The organism is Pseudomonas sp. MWU12-3103b (assembly GCF_023100615.1).
Taxonomy (GTDB): domain Bacteria; phylum Pseudomonadota; class Gammaproteobacteria; order Pseudomonadales; family Pseudomonadaceae; genus Aquipseudomonas; species Aquipseudomonas putida_A.
In genome coordinates this window covers 81,893-100,042 of the sequence record NZ_JALMEY010000019.1, presented here as the reverse complement: position 1 = coordinate 100,042, position 18,150 = coordinate 81,893, and the positions used below count along the sequence as shown (strand labels likewise).

Here is an 18,150-nt window from a genome sequence, read left to right as displayed (position 1 = left end):
ATAAATCCCCTCACCACAAAGTATCTATCAAGCAATGGATATTCAGCGTCTGCGGAATAGCGGCCGTGGCTCGATCACCGAGCGGCCGTACAGCACGCTCATGCCGGCCAGTCCCTTCAGGGCATCCTCAGCCGACTTGTCCTCGCGCACCGCAAAACTGTCGAACCCGCACTGGCGCATATGACTGAGCTGATCACGCAACACATCACCAATCGCGCGCAGCTCGCCAGCCCAGCCAAACCGGCTACGCAGCAGATACGCCTGACTGTAGGCGCGACCGTCGCGAAAGCTCGGAAAATCCAGGGCAATCAGCGGCAGCGAGGCCAGCCACGGCACCACGCTTTCGACCTCATCGTCAGGCCCCAGCCACACCGCGTGGGTCGAGGGCGATTGCAGCCAGTGCGCCAGCGGCAGGATCAACAATCCTTGCGGCCTGCCCTGCTCCGGCTCGCGAACCAGCGTCCATGGGTCGTCCTCGATCAGGCGTGCGACACCTTGCTCCAGACGCAGCAGATTGTTCATGCCGACGCCTCCAGCACTTTCGGGTAGACCCGCTCCTTGAACGGCTCCAGGCCAATGCGCGCCACGGTGTCGACAAACAGTTCCTCGCTTTCGCGGTATCGCACAAAAGTGCCGATGATCCGCTCGATCACCTGCGGCACTTCGGCCGCGCTGAACGATGGGCCGATGACTTTGCCCAAGGCGCTGTTTTTGCCCTGCGCGCCGCCAAGGGTGATCTGATACCACTCGCTGCCGTTCTTATCGACGCCGAGGATGCCGATATTGCCGATGTGGTGGTGGCCGCAGGCGTTGATGCAGCCGGAGATGTTCAGGCTGATGTCGCCCAGGTCGTGCAGGTAGTCGAGGTTGTCGAAACGCGCCTGAATCGCCTGGGCAATCGGGATCGACTTGGCGTTGGCCAGCGCGCAGAAATCGCCGCCCGGGCAGGCGATGATGTCGGTCAGCAGGCCGACGTTGGCGCTGCCCAGATTGCGCTCGCAGGCCAGTCGCCAGAGTTCGTACAGGTCAGACTTTCGTACATCGGGCAGGACGATGTTCTGCTCGTGGGCAATGCGAATTTCGCCAAAACCGAAGCGCTCCGACCAGTCGGCCACCGCCAGCATCTGCAACCCGGTGACATCCCCTGGCGGCGCGCTCAGCCCCGGTTTGGTCGACAGCACCACGCTGGTATAACCCGGTTTCTTGTGCGGCTGCACGTTGCGCGCGACCCAGCGGGCGAACGCCGGGCTTTCAGCCAGATGCGTGCCGAAATCCAGATCGGTATCGGCCAGGGTGTGATAGATCGGCGGCACGAATGCCCGGGCGACTCGCTCATACTCGGCCTCGGTCAACTGCGCAGGGCCGTCCTTGAGGTGCTGCCATTCTTCCTCGACCTCTTTGGCGAATGCCTCGATGCCCAGCGCCTTGACCAGAATCTTGATCCGCGCCTTGTACTTGTTGTCGCGCCGGCCATGGCGGTTGTAGACCCGCAGGATCGCTTCGACGTAGGACAGCAGATGCTGCCACTGCAAGCCTTCGCGGATCTGCAGACCGAGGATCGGCGTGCGCCCCAACCCGCCGCCGACGATCACCCGCAGCAGCATCTGCCCGTCTCGCCCCGGATAAAGATACAGGCCGATGTCATGCATCATGATCGCCGCGCGATCCTGCTTCGCCGAGCAGATGGCGATCTTGAACTTGCGTGGCAGGAAGAGGAACTCCGGGTTGATCGTCGACCATTGCCGCAAGATCTCGGCCAGTGGGCGCGGGTCGATCATCTCGTCCGCTGCGACCCCGGCAAAGGCTTCGGTGGTGATGTTACGCACGCAGTTGCCGGAGGTCTGGATCGCGTGCATGTTGACCTGCGCCAAGCGTTCAAGGATGTCCGGCACCTGCGCCAGTTCGATCCAGTTGAATTGCAGGTTCTGCCGCGTGGTGAAGTGGCCGTAGCCGCGATCATAATCGGCGGCAATGCTCGCCAGCGTACGCATCTGCTCGGCACTCAGGGTGCCGTAAGGAATCGCCACCCGCAGCATGTACGCGTGCTTCTGCAGGTAGAGGCCGTTTTGCAGACGCAGCGGCAGGAACTCTTCCTCGCTCAACTCTCCGGCCATGAAGCGCTCGACCTGATCGCGAAATTGCGCAACGCGCTCGAACACCAACGCCCGGTCGTAATCATCGTATTGATACATGCAGCGGCTACCCCATCAGGTTTGATCCCAGATCAAAACTGTGGGAGCGGGCTTGCTCGCGAAAGCGGCGTGTCAGGCAACTGACTTGTTGGCTGACACGCCGCTTTCGCGAGCAAGCCCGCTCCCACAGGATTTTCCCCGACTATGGACGAGCAGCGCAGCACGCAACAGATTCACCTGAAGTCATAAAAACCATATCAGGGCGCGGCAGAACGCCGCAGGCAGCACTTCAATCTGATCCGTACAAATGAAAGATTCCTGAGCCTGTTTTGTTTCCGACGCTGTTCCTACAGTGCAGCTCGTGCCAGACCAGGGTGGCCTGGCAAGACTTTGCAACCGTGGATGAACTGACCATGAGCACAGCAACAATCGGACAGGCTTATAACTACAAGGTCGTCCGCCAATTCGTTATCGCGACGGTTTTCTGGGGTGTTGTCGGCATGGCGATGGGGGTCTGGATCGCCTCGCAACTGGTATGGCCGGACATGAACCTCGACCTGCCCTGGACCACCTTCGGCCGCTTGCGGCCATTGCACACCAGCCTGGTGATTTTCGGTTTCGCCGGCAGCGCGCAATTCGCCGCCAGTTACTACGCGGTGCAACGTACCTGCCAGGTGCGGCTGTATTCGGACAAGCTCGCGGCCTTCACCTTCTGGGGCTGGCAATCGGTGATCGTGATCATGCTGATCACCCTGCCAATGGGCTACACCACCACCAAGGAATACGCCGAGATCGAATTCTCCGGCGCGGTGTGGATGGCGGTGGTCTGGGTCGCGTACGCCATCGTGTTTTTCACCACCGTGGTGCAGCGCAAGACCAAACACATCTACGTGGGCAACTGGTTCTTCGGCGCGTTCATTCTGGTGATCGCCATGCTGCACGTGGTCAATCACCTGTCGATCCCGGTGGACTGGTTCAAATCCTATCCGGTGTATTCCGGGGCCACCGATGCCATGGTGCAGTGGTGGTACGGCCATAACGCGGTGGGTTTCTTCCTGACCACGGGCTTCCTCGGAATGATGTATTACTTCGTGCCGAAACAGGTCAACCGCCCGGTGTATTCGTACCGGTTGTCGATCGTGCATTTCTGGGCGTTGATCACCCTGTACATCTGGGCCGGCCCGCACCACTTGCACTACACCGCACTGCCGGACTGGGCGCAGTCGCTGGGCATGGCGATGTCACTGATCCTGCTGGCGCCGAGCTGGGGCGGGATGATCAACGGCATGATGACCTTGTCCGGTGCCTGGCATAAGTTGCGCACCGACCCGATTCTGCGCTTTCTGGTGCTGTCGCTGGCGTTCTACGGCATGTCGACCTTCGAAGGGCCGATGATGGCGATCAAAACGGTCAACGCCCTCTCCCACTATACCGACTGGACCATCGGCCACGTTCACGCCGGGGCTTTGGGCTGGGTGGCGATGATCACCTTCGGCGCGACGTATCACATGGTGCCGAAAGTCTTTGGCCGCGAGCAGATGTACAGCACGCCGCTGATTAACCTGCACTTCTGGCTGGCGACCATCGGCACCGTGTTGTACATCGCGTCGATGTGGGTCAACGGCATCACTCAGGGCCTGATGTGGCGAGCGATCAACGAGGACGGCACGCTGACCTACTCCTTCGTCGAAGCGCTGCAGGCCAGTCATCCGGGGTTCATCGTGCGCTTTGCTGGCGGGGTGTTCTTCCTCAGCGGCATGCTGCTGATGGCCTACAACGTCTGGCGCACGGTGCGGGTCGCCGACGTGGCGCTGGCACGCAGCCAGGCGCAGATCGCCTGAGGCAGGGAGCCGCAGAGGATGGATATTTTCTTGAATGTGCTGGGGGTGGTGTTTCTGTGGCTGGCGGTGGAGTACTGCCTGCGCCATCAGACTTCAGAGAGCCTCGACGATGCGAGCATGGTGCCGTTTGCTGATGATCCGGAGGTGGCACGGCGGGTGGAACTGGCGACCGGCAAAACCGTGAAGGCGGTGGCGCCGGAAGAGGCGAAACCGGGCTGGATCAACCTCGATATGTAGAACCACCCTCAATCCACTGTGGGAGCGGGCTTGCTCGCGAAAGCGGTATGTCAGTCACCATCAATGTTGAATGGGCTGCCGCCTTCGCGAGCAAGCCCGCTCCCACAGGAGGAAATGGTTGAAGCCCTGGATATCAGCTGCGATCGCGCGGGATCAGGCTCTGCAACTGCTGTGCGAGAAAATCCGCATCAAACACGAAGGTGTCCGGATCCTTCAAGCCATTGGTCTTGCGCCATTGCCACTCGCCGTTCGGCAGCCCGACCAGCGAAATGCTGCCGTAGCGCGCCGCCGTCAGGCCCATCACCGCCAGGGAAATCTGCCCGGTGCTGCCCATCACGTCTGGCACGAACTCCACCGCTTTGCCGGCGATCACGATGCTCAGTTTTTCAGTCTTGAAGGTCGAGGTTTCCACCGGCGTGCTCGGCCCGAATGCGACGTAAGCCTCGCGGCTCACCTCCAGCAGGTTCGGTGCCTGCACCGGTTCCAGCCATTGCTGGATCTGGCCGAACAGCTCGGTGATGCGGCTGGCCCACGCCTGTGACTGCGTTTCGAACAATTGCTTCTTGTGCGCTTCACTCTCGGCATAGTGACGAAGCATTTCGCCCAGTTGTTGTACGTCGTTCATCGGTACGTTCCTCGGGGAGAGCCTGCGATAGTCGATAGTGACAGATCGAGGCGCCGGCGTACGTTAAACCTCGATCGCCGGCACCGGGACACTTGGCAACAGGATCAACGGTACAGTTGCTTTGTACTGGCATCCGTCATTGAACCGATGGACACTCGGCCGGAGCCCGACTTTTCCAATACGGGCCATTGTTCGAGGAATTTCAATGCGCACCATCGGCCTGATCGGCGGCATGAGCTGGGAATCCAGCGCGGAATATTATCGTCTCATCAATCAACAGGTTCGTGACCGACTCGGCCCGCTGCGTTCGGCGCCAATCCTGATGTACAGCGTCGACTTCGGCCCGGTCGAACAGGCCCAGCATGCCGGGCGCTGGGACGATGCGGCGGCGATCCTGGTGGATGCCGCACGCAGGCTCGAAGCCGGCGGCGCCGAATGCGTGGTGCTGTGTACCAACACCATGCACAAGGTCGCGGCGCAGATTCAGGCAGCGATCAGCATTCCATTTCTGCACATCGCCGAACCGGCGGCGCAGGCAGCATTGGCCATCGATGCGCGCACGGTCGGTCTGCTCGGCACGGCGTTCACCATGGAGCAGGATTTTCTCAAGCAGCGCCTGATTGCGCAGGGTTTGACGGTACTGGTACCGGACGACGCCGAGCGCAAGGACGTGCACCGGATCATCTACGACGAACTGTGCGTCGGAGTGATCAGTGACGAATCACGCAAAATCTATCAACGGGTGATCGAAGCGCTGACTGCGCGCGGCGCCCAGGCGATCATCCTCGGCTGCACGGAAATCGGCCTGCTGGTCAAACCCGAACACAGCGCCCTGCCCCTGCTCGACACCACCGAGCTGCATGCGCAGTCGGCGGTGGCGTTCGCTCTGGGCAACTGACTCCCACAGGATTTTTTGGCTTATCGACGACGCAGACGGGCCATGCTCAGGGTGTCGACCCATTGCCCGTCGCGCACGGCGTAGTCACGAAACAGGCCTTCGTTCTCGAAGCCGAACTTGCGGTAGAGACCGATAGCCGCCTGGTTGTCGGCGTACACCGAGAGTTCGACCCGGTGCAGGTTCATCCAGTTGTCGGCGACGTCCAGCGCCGCCGCCAGCAGTTTCGACCCGACACCCTTGCCCTGCCAGGCCACGGCGACCGCCATGCCGACACTGCCGGCGTGGGCGCGGCGAATTCGTGAATAGTTTTCCAGCCCGAGATGACCGACCACCGCGCCCTGGTGCAGCGCCACCAGTTTGACCATCCGCTCGTTCTCCGCCAGCAGCCGTTGGCGCCAGATCTCGGTGGACTGAAACGGCATCTGCAACACCTGCCGGGTCACGGCCGGATCGTTGTACAGCGCGGTAACGGCCTCGATATGGGATTCGTTGAAGCGTTCGAGGGTGATGGCGGGGTTGTGGTCGGGCATGGCGGATCCTTCCTGGATCGATGTGTGGCTGATCACTCTAAACTGCCGGTTATCAATTTGGCGAGGTTTCAAACTGTGGGAGCGGGCTTGCTCGCGAATACGGTCTGAAATTCAGCACTTCTGTTGCCTGACACACCGCCTTCGCGAGCAAGCCCGCTCCCACAGGGGATTGGGGGTGTTGGAAGGATTGGCTCAGGTCTGGAACCACTCCTGGCGCTCATTGAAGGTGTGCTGGATCAGCTCGACCAGGGCTTGCACTTCGGCGACGTCCCGGGATTCAGCATTCACCGCCAGCCATGCCTGCAGCTGCATCGGCTCGTCAAACAGCCCCGGCAGCGCAATCAGCCCGCGATCGAAACGGCTCATGTACGCCGGCAATAAACCAATGCAAGCGCTGCAACGGATCATTTCCAGCATCAGTTCATAGGACTGCATCTGCACCACGCCCGCCAGACGTTGTTCGACCAGCTCATTCCACGGTCGAAAGCTGTCGATCTGCCGGTCGTGCTGCCATTGCACCAGCATGAAATCGCTGAGGTCGTCGGCACTCGCCGGGCGCGCGGTGACCCGGGAATAGCGTTTGGCGATGTGCGGCAGGTAATCCAGACGCGCCAGGGCCTGCGGCTGACTGGTGGTGAAGGTCGGGCCGGGGCTGGGGGTTTCGCCGTGGGCCAGCCACAGCACCACGTCGGCACTGACCGCGCGCAACGCCAGTTCGCTGTCCAGCGCGATGATCTCCAGGCGCACGCTGGCATTGCGCCGCAGCAACGCGATCAGGTCGCGACCGAGAATGTCATGCAGGATCGATTCGGCTACCGCCAAACGCACCAGTGGCTGCTCGACCACCGGCAGTTTGCGTTCGTGGGCCAGCGCGACCAGTTGCGCCTGCAACTGCTGACCTTCACGGGTCAGGCTCAGGGCGCTGCCCTGAAAGCTGAACAGCGAGTGCTGCAGCTCCTGCTCAAGCTGCGCCAACTGCTTGCGCAGCAAGGTCGAGCGCACGTTGAGGCTGCGCGCGGCCTGCATGAAACAGCCGCAACGGGCACTGACCAGAAAATATTGCGCGACCTCGGCATCAATGGTCGCGGCTTGCGCCAGCCACGGTTCGCGCTCGCCCTGTGCCCAGCGGTAGTCGGCGCTACCCTGTCGTCCTGCGGGTTCGGTGAATGACATCGATGACTCCCTGTCGATCTTTGTATTTTGGAAAACGCCACGATTCTAATGTGGGAGCGGGCTTGCTCGCGAAGGCGGTGTGTCATTCAACAAACAAGTTGTCTGGCATGGCCCCTTCGCGAGCAAGCCCGCTCCCACCCGGGATCTGCGGTGAATCACCATCAGCGTTTCTCTTCGAGGAACTTGTTCAGCTCGGCCCCATCGATACTCAACGTCGCGGTATTGAGCATCCCGTCCAGATACGCCTGAGCAATCTGCTCCTGACGTTGCGCACGCAAGGCTTGAGTCAATTGGTCGCGCAGTTCGTCGAGGGTCGCAGTACGTGCCGGTTGCTGTTCGGTGAGTTTGATCACATGGAAACCCGCCGCGCTCTGCACTGGATCGGACACCGCACCGACCTTCAATTTCGCCACCGCACCCCTTACCTCCGGCACCAGTTGCTGCAACGGTTGCAGCCCGGTGTCGCCGCCGCGTTCGGCGGTCAGGCGATCCTGCGAATACTGAGTCGCCAGCGCGGCAAAATCCCCCGGCGTGCTCTGGGCCTTCTTGCTTAGCTCGGTCGCCTGCTTGCGCACGGTATCTGCGCTCTGGGCATCCGGCACCGCGAGGAAAATCTGGCTCACCCGGTACAACGCCGGAGTCTGCCAGTTGCCCTTGCCAGCGTCATACGCCTGCTGCAACTCGGCCGCACTCGGGTAGTCCGCCGGCACCGTGCTGACCGAGCGCAAGTAATCGCGAAAGACGATCTGCTCAGTGGCCGCGCGGGTTTGCCGCACCACGTCCGGACGCTGCGCCCAGCCCTGAGCATCGGCCTGTTCCAGCACGGCTTTCTCCGCCAACCGCGTACGAATCCAGCGCTCCAGCGCTTCACGGTTGCCGCGCAATTGCTCGCGAGTCGCCGGCGGGACGGTCGCCAGCAGCGCCTGCAATTCCTGCGGCGTCACCTGCTGATTGCCCAACCGCGCTACCGCAGGCCCCGCAGCAACCGCCGCCAACGGCGACGATTGCTGGGCGGCGACCGGGTCAGCACCCGGTCGCAGCACCAGCGCCACGGCTACCACCAACAGCGCCACTGCCCCGGCGCCGATCACCATGGCAGGCTTTTTCACAGCGCGACTTCCTCTTGCTCAGCGGTGGCGACTTTTGCCGTCGAAGCTTGTGCGGCCTGGCTGAAATCACGCAGGTAGACGATGAACTCCTGCAACAGGCGATCCCACAATTCCAGATTGCCGCGCAGGTGATCGTGGCTCACACCGGCCGCCAGCACCACGTCCATTTCCATCACCAGAAACTCGCCCTGCAACGACAACCGCGCAAAACGCCGGGTGGCGTTCCACTGTTCGGCCACGCCCTGTGGCAACTCACCTTGCACCCGCAGCGCACAGCTGAAAGTGAAATCGACGTAGCTGCCCTGCTCCACCGCCGGGTTGCCGAAACGCACGGCATAACCGATGCCCTGACTGGCGCTGAGCAACTGCACGATGCCGTTCTGTTCGGTCTGGTTGACGCGATAACCGGCCGCTTGCAGGACGTCGGTCAGGGATTGTGGGGACACATGGCTGATCAATTGAGTCATGACTTCTTCCTTGTTTATCAGTGCGAGAGCGCAGCTTGCGGCGCGTCAAATTGAGTCTTGTAAAGCTCGTCACCAAACCCCTGGGCCAGCTCATCGAACTTGACCCGGGCGCTGCCGGCAAAGGGCTGGCGGATCTTCATCGCCTCGGCCACATCGACGTTTTCGTAGGCTGTGAGGATCTGCTTGGCGACGCCGTACATCTGCTGATTCTTGACTGAACATTGCTGCACTTGTGTGTCACGTTCAGCCAATTGCGCTTGAAGCTTAGACCGTTCTGCCTCTTTGGCACGCGCCATGACCAGCAACTCGTCGTAGGCCTTCTTGAACTTGCCGACCTGCTCGCTGCTGGCGGCGACTTGCGCTTGCGCCTGGCTGTGCAGGTTCTGCTGCTGGCCAGCCAACTGCTCGGCGACGCCTTTGGCCTTGGCCAGTTCAGCGGTCAATTGCTTGATCTGCGCCTGCGCGGCCTTGGCCTCGTTCTGCGCCGCCAGTTGCGCGGCGCTGGCCTGAGCCTGCTGACTTTGCAGGGCCTGCAACTGCTGAGTGGTGCTGCGCAACTGGGTACGCAGACGCTCCTCCATGCCTTCGGCGTGCGCGCCATGTGCAATGAAAAAACTCAGCCCCAACAGTAAAACTCGTGCGTGCATGACCGTACTCCCGGCGCCTTAGAAGCGCGTGTTGATCTCAAGCTGCAAGACATCGATGTCGAACGGCGCGCCGTACACCGCCTCGGTGCTCAGCCAGCGGCCGGTGGCGTAGACGTTCTTCGCCAGACCGTAATTGCCGCCGAGGAAATAGCCCTTGGCGTTGGTGCCGCCGAGGTGGAACGACGAATCGTTGAAGCCGTCGGGCAAGGCGTCCGGCTGGATGTACTTGTAGCCGGCGAACATATTCCAGTCGCCCTGCTTCTTCAGGTCCAGCGCGTTGCCGAGGGTGAACTGCACCATCCACGCATTGGCGCCGCTTTCGATCTCGCCGTTGCTGTTGAGGTTGTTGACGATCTGCCCCTCGGAGCGCTTGCGCATGTCGCCTTCGTCGTAACCGAGGTTGTGGATGTAGTTGCCCTGGCTGCGCAGCTTGAAGTCCTCTGGCAGGTCGGCGTCCCACACCAGGTTCAGGTCGAGCAGGTTGAACTCCGATGCCAGGCCGACAAACTGCGGCTGCGGTGTGGTGGTCGGGTTGGCCGGGTTCGGCGTGATGTCGCGCAGCAGGAACACGCTGTTGCCCTTCTGCATGAACGCCGCTCGAGTGCCATCGGTGTCGCAACCCGGAGCGCCGGCCCACGGTTCGCAAGGGCTGGAGCGTTGGCCTTGAATGTCGTCGAAACGGTAGTAGACCAACGCGCCCTTGAGGCGGTTGTTGCTGTTGATCGCCCACTTGGCGCCGAGCTGCGCGCCGTACAGCCATTTGTTGTCGCTCTCTTCCTTGTCGAAACCGTTGCTGGTGGTGGTGTCGTTGGTGTAATCCACCGGGAACGCGCCGACGGTGCCGAACACACCCCAGTCGCGGTTGAGCTTGTGGTCGAAAATCGCCGCCACGCCATCGAAATTCAGGTCGTTGGAATAGAGCATGTCGGTGGACATGAACGGGTTGGCGAAGCGCCCGCCGGTCAGGGTCAGCTCATCGGTCGGCTTCCAGTTCAGGTAGCCCTGATCGAGCCAGATGTCTTTCTTGGCGAAACCGCCGCCGAGGTTCTGCGTGGTCGACACCGGGTTGTTGTCCGAGCCGGTGCCGATGCGGATGCCGGCGGTCCATTCCGGCGAAATCACCGCTTTCATGCCCAGGCGGGCGCGCAGGCGGAACTGGTTGGTGCGGTCTTCACGGGTATTGAGCAACGGCGGCAGACTGGTGCTGCTGTTGGGGTTCACGTCGTACGGACCGTTGTTGTTGAGTTTGGCGAAGTCGACGATTTCGTTGCTGTTGCTGCCCGAGTAGTAGCGCGATTCATCGCGCAGGCGGATGTCGCCATCGAAGCTGATGCGCGAAGCCCAGTCCGGGAAGGTGTTGGGCGCCGCCCAGTTTTCCTGCTTGGCGGTGGCCATGACCTCGGCCTTGACCTGATCGCGGATCTGGTCGCGCACTGCCGCTGGCACGTACTGCACGCGCACATCGCCCGGTGCCGCCACCGGTCCGGCCGCTACGGCTGTCGAAGCCGCTGCCTGCTTGGCCTGGGCGGCTTCGTTCTGCGCCTGGGCGATCAGCGCGTCAGCCTTGTCCTGTTTCAGAATGCCCTGCTCGACCAGCAAGCGGATCAGATTGATCGTGGCGTTCTCCGAGGGCGCAGGCGCTGCCGCGGCCTGCCCGACCAGGGTCGCGATGACTATGCCGACCGCCAGGGACAATCGATTCACGTTGGAAATCATCTGCACACAACTCCTTTTCATACAGCTTTATGAATTCGGTTAACCCGGACGCCGCCCTTGCAGGGACAGGCGCACAGGCAAAGTGATGGAGGCCGGTGGCCGTTCGCTCAGATGGGGCGCGTTACGCAATGCGGCCAGCACCTGAGTGTCGATCTCGGGCTTGCCGCTGGACTTGACCAGCTCGACCCGGGTGATTTCGCCGACGCTGCTCAGCCACACATCGGCCTGCAGCGAGAATGCGAGGTTGCGCAGATCGGGGTTCTCGCGCAGCAAGCGCTGAAAAGTGAACGCGAGGAACTGGCTGTAAGTGCCGGTGCCCAGGCGTCCGCCACCCGCACCGGCCATGCCGCCACCCTTGCCGGCGCCGATGTTGAAAGCGTCGTTGCCACTCTGCGCGTCACCGTCCATTTGCATCGGGTTGGCCAGATCGTCCGCCGGCGATGGCGGCGCCTCTTCCTCGGGCTTGACCTCTTGCGGCTCGGGCGTTGGTTCGGGCTCGACGACTTTTTCTTCCACAGGGGTTTCCGGCTCCGGTGGTTTTTCCGGAGGTGGCGGCGGCGGTGGCGGCAACGGAATGATCGTCGGCACCTTCGGCGCTTCACGGCGCACGCCGCTCATGTCATTGGCCCACTGCCACAGGAACCACGCGGCGAGCGCGCCGAGCAGCAGCCCGGCGCCCCACTTTACAAAGCGCATCGGCGACCTTTTCACCGGCAGCGGCTCGATCGGAAGTTGTGCGGTCATCACTCAGCCCTGCGTCGGTTTGCCGGTCACCAGACCGACCTGAGACAGTTCGAGCCGGCGCAACAGATCCAGCACTTCAATGACCTTCTGGTACTGCACCGTGGCGTCGCCGCGCACGATCACCGGGAAGTCCGGGCTCTGCGCCTTCTCGATACGCAGGCGCTCTTCCAGCTCCGCAAGGGTCACCGGGTAGGCGTCGAGGAACACCTGACCGCCGTCGTTGACCGAAATCGCCTTGGTCTTGGCCTCCGACAGCGACACCGAGGCGCTGGCCTTGGGCAGGTTGATCTGGATCCCGGAGACCTGCGCGGTGGCGGTGAGGATGAACATCACCAGCACCACCATCAGCACGTCGACCAGCGGGGTGATGTTGATGCTGTCCACCGCTGCATCTTCGTCATCGTCGTGGGAGGCATTTACGGACGCCATGGCAGTGCTCCTCAGGCCGGTACGGAGTGGTTGGCGTGATGGCCGCGCTGATGCGCCGCTTCGCTGGACTGGCCTTCGCCGTGCATCTCCGCCAGACGCGTGATGAACTCGTCGACGAACACGCGCATGTCGGCGCTGACTTCCTTGTTGCGGGTGATCAGGCGGTTGTAGCCAAACAGCGCCGGGATCGCGACGAACAGGCCCATGGCGGTGGCGAGCAATGCGGCGGCCATGCCCGGCGCGATGGCGTTGATATTGACGTCGCCGGCCATGGCCGTGCCGAGGAACACCACCATGATCCCCAGCACGGTGCCGAGCAGGCCGATGTACGGCCCGCCGGCGATAGCGTTGGACAGGGTCGAGAGTTTCGAGCTGAGCGCCTGGTTCTCACGGGTACGCACGCCGTCCATCGAGCAGCGGATCGCTTCGATGGTTGCCGCCGACACCGAAGAGGTATCGGCGCCCTGCTCGCGGCGGGTACGGATTTCCTTGACCGCCACCGAGTACAGGCGCCACAGCGGCGAATGCTGCAGACGCTGGGCGAGTTGCGCGTCGTCGGCAAACATCTCCAGGCGCGTACCGACCTTGGCGAATTGCTCGCGGAAATCCTCGTTGGCCTTGCTCACGCGGCTGAGGGTGCGGTTCTTGCGCAGCATGATGATCCAGGACTGGAACATCATCAGCACCAGCACGGCGATGATCACCCAGGCGTCCACCGGTACCGCGTTGAGCAGGAAACCGAGGCTGCCGAAGCCGAAACCGGACTGTTCTTCGTCGACACCGTAGGCCACCAGTTTCGATTCGGCGCCCTGTGCGGTGGCGTCGGCCAGCAGCAACGGCGCCGGACGCGCGACTTTCGACAGGCGCAGTTCGTCAATGGCGCCCACGAACGGTTGGAACGGGCCAGCGGTCAGATCGCCGCCAATCGCCATCACCGAATTGAACGCCGGCATCGCTTGCGCGAGGGTCGCACTCTCACGACCGTTGATGTACAGGCTGACTTTCGAACCTTCGGCAGTCAGCGCAACATGCTGCCATTGCCCCGGATTCAGCGGCTGAGAGGCCACGGCGCGCTGGCCGTCGATCTCCACAAACGGCACGCCCTGATTGACCCCGACCAGCAGGCTGTTGGCGCCTTCGCGGCGGGCAAGGATCAGTTGCTCGCCATTGGCCTGATCCAGACGCAGCCAGGCGCTGAAGGTGAACGCACTGCCAGCGCTGTGCTGCAACGATGGACTGGCCGGCAGCAGCAGCGGCTGACCGCTGAACTGCAAGGCGCGTCCGATCACACCGTCAATCGCCGCGCCAGTGGCGCTTTGTGCGGTGTTGCCGTAAGCGGTGGTGTCCTTGGCCGGCGTGCCGGTGGCGCCGTCGAAGTGGTACAGCGCGGTGTAATTCGGATCGAAGGTCAACTGCCCATTGCCGGTGGCCGGGGCCTTCTGGTTGCCGTAGTACATCCAGATGTCCTGACGCTGGCCGCCCTCGACATTCGGCACATCGACCCAGATCAGCGCCATGCCCATCAGCGCATCGAAGCTTTCGATCTGGTGGTTGAGCACGGTCTTGTCATCGGCGGCGACGAAGCGCAAATCCGCGCCGTCTTCCTTGACGCCATCGAAGGTGAAGTTGCCGGTGTGCAGGCGCACCAGCAGCGCGGTGCGGCCCAGGGCCTGATTAATCCCGGCGCCCTGCGGCGTGGTGTCGACGGCGATCTGTTTGCGGTAATGCCAGTCGTCCTGCCACCAGGCCTGCGCCGTGGCCGGGAGCACGAAGCCCAGGCAGATCAACAACGAAAGAATGAGGCGCTGCATGAACGTGCTCCTTTAGAAAGTGGCTTGAAGGTTGAAGTGCAGGCGCGACTCCTGCTTCGAGGTGTTCGGCCCTTCGAGTAACGGGTAGCCCCAGTCGAGGCTGCCGGACAGCCATTTGCTGAGGCTGGCACGGGTGCCGAGGCCGACGCTGGCCAGGGCGTAACTGGCGTCCTGGTCCGGCAGTTCGTCGCGCAGGTACAGTTGCGCGCCTTCGGCGAAGGCGTAGAAGCGCCATTCCTGGATCCAGCTGCCGGCGTATTTCGCCAGCGACGGCGTGCGCAGTTCCTGACTGAGCAGCACGCCGTCATCGCCGGTGCGCTCGGCCGCCAGATAGCCGCGCACCGAGGTCGCGCCGCCAGCGGAAAACTGTTCGTTGGAGACCAGTGGCCCCGACGCCAGCTGGAACGCGCCTTTGCTCGCGCTCTGCCAGTCGTTGTCGAAAGTCCAGGTGAAATTGCTGTCGCCCTTAAGCACGGCGAAACTCGGGTTGGCCCGGTAGCGTTTGTAGTCGAAGTCTTCGTCGGAGCTGCCGTAACCGAAAATGCTGCGGGTGGCTGCGACCAGGCTCAGGCCGAGTCCAAGCTGACTTTTTTCGGTGTAGCGGAAACCGTTGTAGGCGAAGGTGAACGGCGCGTATTTCAGCGGCACCTTGTCGCTCTCGCCGGACAGGGTCAGGCGCTCGTCGAAGTCCTTGAAGTCGATACCTGCCGACAGCGAGTTCGACCAGTTGCCACTGGACGGCAACGTGTAGATCGCCGACACGCCGTAGGAGTGCCCCTTGCCCAACACGTTACTGCCGCCGATGGTGGCGACGTTGCTGTCGGACTGATAACCGGAGAACTGCACGCTCCAGCGCTCGCTCAACGGCGCTGTGTAGGAAGCCGACCAGACCTTGGCGTTGTCGGTGTCCTGTGGCGCGGTGAAGTACGTCAGGTTGATGCTGTGGCCGAGTTGCCAGAGGTTGTTGTAGCCGAGGCTGGTCACGGCGCGGAGCTTTTCGGTGTCGGCGCTGTAATCGTTGTTGAGGCCGACGCTGGCGCTCCACGGGTTCTGGTCTTCGACCTGCAAATCGACGTCCATGGTGCCGGGGCGTTGACCTTCGCGCACCAGCGGCATGACCTGGCGGCCCGGGGTTTTATTGAGCTGCGCCAGTTCGCCCTGAACCTTGGCGAAGTCCGGCACCTCGCCTTCTTTCAGCGCCGGGACGTTGTCGCGGATGTCCAGCGGCGAATAGTGTTTGGCGCCGACCACACGCACGCGGCCGACCTTGGTTTCGCTGACTTGCAGATAGACGATGCCGTCCGCCACCGCTTGCTCCGGCAGTTCGACGAACACCGATTGGTAGCCGCGCTGCTGATAAGCCTTCTGCAAGGCATCACGGGCGCCTTCGATGTCAGTCATGGCTTTTTGCGGGCCGAGAAACGGATACACCGCCTCTTCGATGGCCCGTGCGTCGAGCACGGTGTTGCCGCGCACGAAGTATTCGTTGACGTCCACCAGACGTTGCGGCGCGGCGCCTTGGGCGGCCTCTTCGGCGAATGCCGGTTGCGCGCCGGCCGTCACCAGCAGCCAGCCCCACAGCGCCAGCCGTGACGTGAAAATCTGATCCACACTACCCCCTGAATTCGCGATGACCTGGTGGCGCTGTCGCGCGCCTTGTGTGTTGCGTCAGTTGCTGACTGTCGAGACACCGCTGTGCTTGCCGAGCCAGGTGTGCAGCAGCGCGAAGTTCAACGAGAACTCGGGCATTTGCAGCAAGGCACCGCAGAACACTTCGCCGATGATTTTCTGAATGAGCTGCACCGCACGCGGGTTGTTGAGCAGCGTGGCGATGTCGCGACTGAGGACGTTGAAGCTCCAGACTTTCTGGTTCAGGCCAAGCCCGACGAACCAGCGGAACAGCAGGTTGTAATTGAGTTGCTCATACAGTTGCTGCTCGCTGGGCACCGAATACAGCAGTTGCAGGAGCAGGATGTGCATGACGGTTTGCGCGGGGATGAGCATGCCCGGCTCGACATTGAGCTCGTGCAGCAGGCCTTGGTGGGCGTCGAGCAAGTCATCGATCTGCGGGCGCAGCAACACCAGCGAATGGCCGGGCGGAATGTAGCTGGAGACCTCTTTCAAGGCGCCCTGCCAGTCATCCTGCGAGACGATCCAGACCCACGGTGCGCCGTAGCGATATACCGAAACCGGCTTCTTGCGCGCCGCTTCGACGATCTTCGACAGGCGCTGATCGAGTTCCTGCATGCCCACTTTCGAGTAGCGTTCCATAGTCCCCATTGCCTCACTCCCGGCGTCCCGCCTCGGCTTGTGAAAAGCGCCCCGTTGGGCCCCTCAAGCGCGTTACATAGGCATGACCGGACTGGCTATGTGCTACCGAACTTTTGTCATAAAAGCTTCATTACAGAATTGGAGTGAGATCGATCGGGCACCACAGAAACCTGTGGGAGCGAGCTTGCTCGCGAAGGCGGTGTATCAGCCAAATAGAAGGTGACTGAAAGGACGCCTTCGCGAGCAAGCCCGCTCCCACAGGGGGATCTGAGGTGTTTTTGGGTCAGGTGTAGACCGGCCAGGTATCGACAATCTTGCCGCCACGCACCGCCAGCAGATCACCGAATTGCAGGAGGACGGCTTCAGTCTGGGCCGGGCGCAGGAACACTTGATCTTCGATGGTCAGGCCCACGGCGTTGGAGCCGTTGACCATCTCCTGATTCGAGCTGCGTCCGTACACACCATTGCTCTGTAACCCCGGCGGCGATTCGAACTCGGCCATCCAGTTGCCGCCATAGATGAAATAAGTCTGCCGCTGATTCGGGTCCCACCACGAAAACAATTTGGAATTGTCATCCAGCGCCGGAATGTTCACCGCCCCCGTACTCTTCAACACAGGCGTGGCGATGTAGGTCGCCGGCACGTGGTCAACCAGAGAAGGCAGGTCGTAATGCGTCGGCTTGAGCATCGCCGTGCCCACCGAAACCTCGGTGCTCAACTGCTCGTTTTCATGGATGCGATAACTCGGGCTGCCGGCGGTGTTCAGGCACAGGTTGTCATTCCACAACGTCGGATACTGCAGGCGGGTGAAATCCACGCAGCGCTGATAAATCACCATCACCTTGGCGAACAGTTCCTCGGGCGAACCGAGAATCCCCGGCACGCCCATGCCCACAAACGGGTCGTAGCCCATGAACCCGGCGAACTGCAGATGCTGTGGATTGGCGCTGATCAGCGTGAGCATCTGCCCCAACACATTCACATCACTGACCCCGCCGCGATGCAGGCCGACATCCAGTTCGATGTTGATGCGCATCCGCGTGCCCAGCCCTTGCGCCAACGCCAGGTATTGCTGCAAGCGCTCAGGCCCGTCGAGCAGCCATTGCAGTTGCCTGGAAGGATCGAACGAGCCTTTGTGGTTTTGATAAAACAGCTCGGCTGAACGCACCGGCAACGGCTTGCCGAGCAGGATGTCGGACTGCGGAAACGTGACCGCATCGTGATTGAGAAACGGCTGGTGAAACGACATGAGTTTTTGCGTCCCGGCCCGTTGCGCGATGTAGCTCAACAGCCCCGGCGACGGCAGGGACTTTTCCACCAGACGCAATTGCTTGCCGCCGCGTTTGACCGACTGCATCACCACGTCGATGTTGTGATCGAGGCGATCCAGATCGATCAACAGCACCGGGCGCATCGGGCCTTTGTCCTTCAGTTCTTTATTCAGCGCGCGAAAATACTCGCTGTACGGGCCGCCACGATCACTCGGTCGCAGCCAGGCGCCCACGCCCACTAACAAAGCG

Annotated in this window: 18 protein-coding genes; 3 read left to right on the top strand and 15 right to left on the bottom strand. The window is 62.0% G+C overall.

Annotation, left to right across the window (positions count from 1 at the left end; translation table 11 throughout):
* Positions 1-42: 42 nt before the first annotated feature.
* Positions 43-522, bottom strand: a complete 480-nt coding sequence (locus tag M0808_RS24895) for a DUF934 domain-containing protein (protein WP_096797324.1) — start codon at positions 520-522, stop codon at positions 43-45.
* Positions 519-2,192 (bottom strand): nitrite/sulfite reductase, encoded by a 1,674-nt coding sequence (locus M0808_RS24890; protein WP_247842722.1) that lies wholly within the window; start codon positions 2,190-2,192, stop codon positions 519-521. The genes M0808_RS24895 and M0808_RS24890 overlap by 4 nt, the downstream gene beginning before the upstream one ends.
* 353 nt (positions 2,193-2,545) lie before the next feature.
* Here M0808_RS24890 and ccoN point away from each other — a divergent pair, with 353 nt between their 5' ends.
* Both ccoN and M0808_RS24880 read left to right on the top strand, forming a co-directional pair.
* On the top strand, positions 2,546-3,973 hold the full coding sequence (gene ccoN, locus M0808_RS24885) for a cytochrome-c oxidase, cbb3-type subunit I (protein ID WP_027613751.1): 1,428 nt from the start codon (positions 2,546-2,548) through the stop codon (positions 3,971-3,973).
* 18 nt (positions 3,974-3,991) lie between these two features.
* Positions 3,992-4,210 (top strand): CcoQ/FixQ family Cbb3-type cytochrome c oxidase assembly chaperone, encoded by a 219-nt coding sequence (locus M0808_RS24880; protein ID WP_096797626.1) that lies wholly within the window; start codon positions 3,992-3,994, stop codon positions 4,208-4,210.
* Between the two features lie 133 nt (positions 4,211-4,343).
* Here M0808_RS24880 and M0808_RS24875 read toward each other — a convergent pair whose 3' ends face one another.
* Complete coding sequence (locus M0808_RS24875) at positions 4,344-4,835, bottom strand: hypothetical protein (RefSeq protein ID WP_247842721.1); 492 nt, start codon at positions 4,833-4,835, stop codon at positions 4,344-4,346.
* 205 nt (positions 4,836-5,040) lie between these two features.
* Here M0808_RS24875 and M0808_RS24870 point away from each other — a divergent pair, with 205 nt between their 5' ends.
* Positions 5,041-5,733, top strand: coding sequence for an aspartate/glutamate racemase family protein (locus M0808_RS24870; protein WP_247842720.1), 693 nt, complete (start codon positions 5,041-5,043; stop codon positions 5,731-5,733).
* Positions 5,734-5,753: 20 nt separating this feature from the next.
* Here M0808_RS24870 and M0808_RS24865 read toward each other — a convergent pair whose 3' ends face one another.
* The 12 genes from M0808_RS24865 to M0808_RS24810 form a co-directional block, all read right to left on the bottom strand.
* Positions 5,754-6,263, bottom strand: a complete 510-nt coding sequence (locus tag M0808_RS24865) for a GNAT family N-acetyltransferase (protein WP_134786273.1) — start codon at positions 6,261-6,263, stop codon at positions 5,754-5,756.
* Between the two features lie 192 nt (positions 6,264-6,455).
* On the bottom strand, positions 6,456-7,436 hold the full coding sequence (locus M0808_RS24860) for a LysR family transcriptional regulator (RefSeq protein WP_139054509.1): 981 nt from the start codon (positions 7,434-7,436) through the stop codon (positions 6,456-6,458).
* Positions 7,437-7,597: 161 nt separating this feature from the next.
* On the bottom strand, positions 7,598-8,545 hold the full coding sequence (locus tag M0808_RS24855) for a peptidylprolyl isomerase (protein ID WP_247842719.1): 948 nt from the start codon (positions 8,543-8,545) through the stop codon (positions 7,598-7,600).
* Entirely contained in the window at positions 8,542-9,012 is a 471-nt protein-coding gene (locus M0808_RS24850; protein WP_098963901.1) for a YbjN domain-containing protein, read from the bottom strand. The genes M0808_RS24855 and M0808_RS24850 overlap by 4 nt, the downstream gene beginning before the upstream one ends.
* A 17-nt stretch (positions 9,013-9,029) precedes the next feature.
* Positions 9,030-9,659, bottom strand: a complete 630-nt coding sequence (locus M0808_RS24845) for a DNA repair protein (protein WP_247842718.1) — start codon at positions 9,657-9,659, stop codon at positions 9,030-9,032.
* Positions 9,660-9,677: 18 nt separating this feature from the next.
* On the bottom strand, positions 9,678-11,375 hold the full coding sequence (locus M0808_RS24840) for a putative porin (protein WP_247842717.1): 1,698 nt from the start codon (positions 11,373-11,375) through the stop codon (positions 9,678-9,680).
* A gap of 39 nt (positions 11,376-11,414) precedes the next feature.
* Complete coding sequence (locus M0808_RS24835) at positions 11,415-12,119, bottom strand: energy transducer TonB (protein WP_027613761.1); 705 nt, start codon at positions 12,117-12,119, stop codon at positions 11,415-11,417.
* A gap of 3 nt (positions 12,120-12,122) precedes the next feature.
* On the bottom strand, positions 12,123-12,548 hold the full coding sequence (locus tag M0808_RS24830) for a biopolymer transporter ExbD (RefSeq protein WP_003224462.1): 426 nt from the start codon (positions 12,546-12,548) through the stop codon (positions 12,123-12,125).
* A gap of 11 nt (positions 12,549-12,559) precedes the next feature.
* On the bottom strand, positions 12,560-14,359 hold the full coding sequence (locus M0808_RS24825) for a MotA/TolQ/ExbB proton channel family protein (RefSeq protein WP_247842716.1): 1,800 nt from the start codon (positions 14,357-14,359) through the stop codon (positions 12,560-12,562).
* Positions 14,360-14,371: 12 nt separating this feature from the next.
* Positions 14,372-15,970: a ShlB/FhaC/HecB family hemolysin secretion/activation protein gene (locus tag M0808_RS24820; RefSeq protein ID WP_247842715.1), complete on the bottom strand. Its 1,599-nt coding sequence runs from the start codon at positions 15,968-15,970 to the stop codon at positions 14,372-14,374.
* A 57-nt stretch (positions 15,971-16,027) separates the two neighbouring features.
* Positions 16,028-16,639: a transposase gene (locus tag M0808_RS24815; RefSeq protein WP_098963896.1), complete on the bottom strand. Its 612-nt coding sequence runs from the start codon at positions 16,637-16,639 to the stop codon at positions 16,028-16,030.
* 274 nt (positions 16,640-16,913) lie between these two features.
* The gene (locus M0808_RS24810; RefSeq protein WP_247842739.1) at positions 16,914-18,122 is read right to left on the bottom strand and encodes a DSD1 family PLP-dependent enzyme; all 1,209 of its coding nucleotides are present in this window, start codon (positions 18,120-18,122) and stop codon (positions 16,914-16,916) included.
* Positions 18,123-18,150: the final 28 nt, after the last annotated feature.

What these genes read in the sequence shown, in the direction of transcription:
- M0808_RS24835 (WP_027613761.1), bottom strand. Translation starts at nt 12,119, where the DNA reads ATGACCGCACAACTTCCGATCGAGCCGCTGCCGGTGAAAAGGTCGCCG.
- M0808_RS24870 (WP_247842720.1), top strand. Translation starts at nt 5,041, where the DNA reads ATGCGCACCATCGGCCTGATCGGCGGCATGAGCTGGGAATCCAGCGCG.
- M0808_RS24825 (WP_247842716.1), bottom strand. Translation starts at nt 14,359, where the DNA reads ATGCAGCGCCTCATTCTTTCGTTGTTGATCTGCCTGGGCTTCGTGCTC.
- M0808_RS24850 (WP_098963901.1), bottom strand. Translation starts at nt 9,012, where the DNA reads ATGACTCAATTGATCAGCCATGTGTCCCCACAATCCCTGACCGACGTC.
- M0808_RS24890 (WP_247842722.1), bottom strand. Translation starts at nt 2,192, where the DNA reads ATGTATCAATACGATGATTACGACCGGGCGTTGGTGTTCGAGCGCGTT.
- M0808_RS24815 (WP_098963896.1), bottom strand. Translation starts at nt 16,639, where the DNA reads ATGGGGACTATGGAACGCTACTCGAAAGTGGGCATGCAGGAACTCGAT.
- M0808_RS24880 (WP_096797626.1), top strand. Translation starts at nt 3,992, where the DNA reads ATGGATATTTTCTTGAATGTGCTGGGGGTGGTGTTTCTGTGGCTGGCG.
- M0808_RS24895 (WP_096797324.1), bottom strand. Translation starts at nt 522, where the DNA reads ATGAACAATCTGCTGCGTCTGGAGCAAGGTGTCGCACGCCTGATCGAG.
- M0808_RS24860 (WP_139054509.1), bottom strand. Translation starts at nt 7,436, where the DNA reads ATGTCATTCACCGAACCCGCAGGACGACAGGGTAGCGCCGACTACCGC.
- ccoN (WP_027613751.1), top strand. Translation starts at nt 2,546, where the DNA reads ATGAGCACAGCAACAATCGGACAGGCTTATAACTACAAGGTCGTCCGC.
- M0808_RS24865 (WP_134786273.1), bottom strand. Translation starts at nt 6,263, where the DNA reads ATGCCCGACCACAACCCCGCCATCACCCTCGAACGCTTCAACGAATCC.
- M0808_RS24875 (WP_247842721.1), bottom strand. Translation starts at nt 4,835, where the DNA reads ATGAACGACGTACAACAACTGGGCGAAATGCTTCGTCACTATGCCGAG.
- M0808_RS24845 (WP_247842718.1), bottom strand. Translation starts at nt 9,659, where the DNA reads ATGCACGCACGAGTTTTACTGTTGGGGCTGAGTTTTTTCATTGCACAT.
- M0808_RS24830 (WP_003224462.1), bottom strand. Translation starts at nt 12,548, where the DNA reads ATGGCGTCCGTAAATGCCTCCCACGACGATGACGAAGATGCAGCGGTG.
- M0808_RS24840 (WP_247842717.1), bottom strand. Translation starts at nt 11,375, where the DNA reads ATGATTTCCAACGTGAATCGATTGTCCCTGGCGGTCGGCATAGTCATC.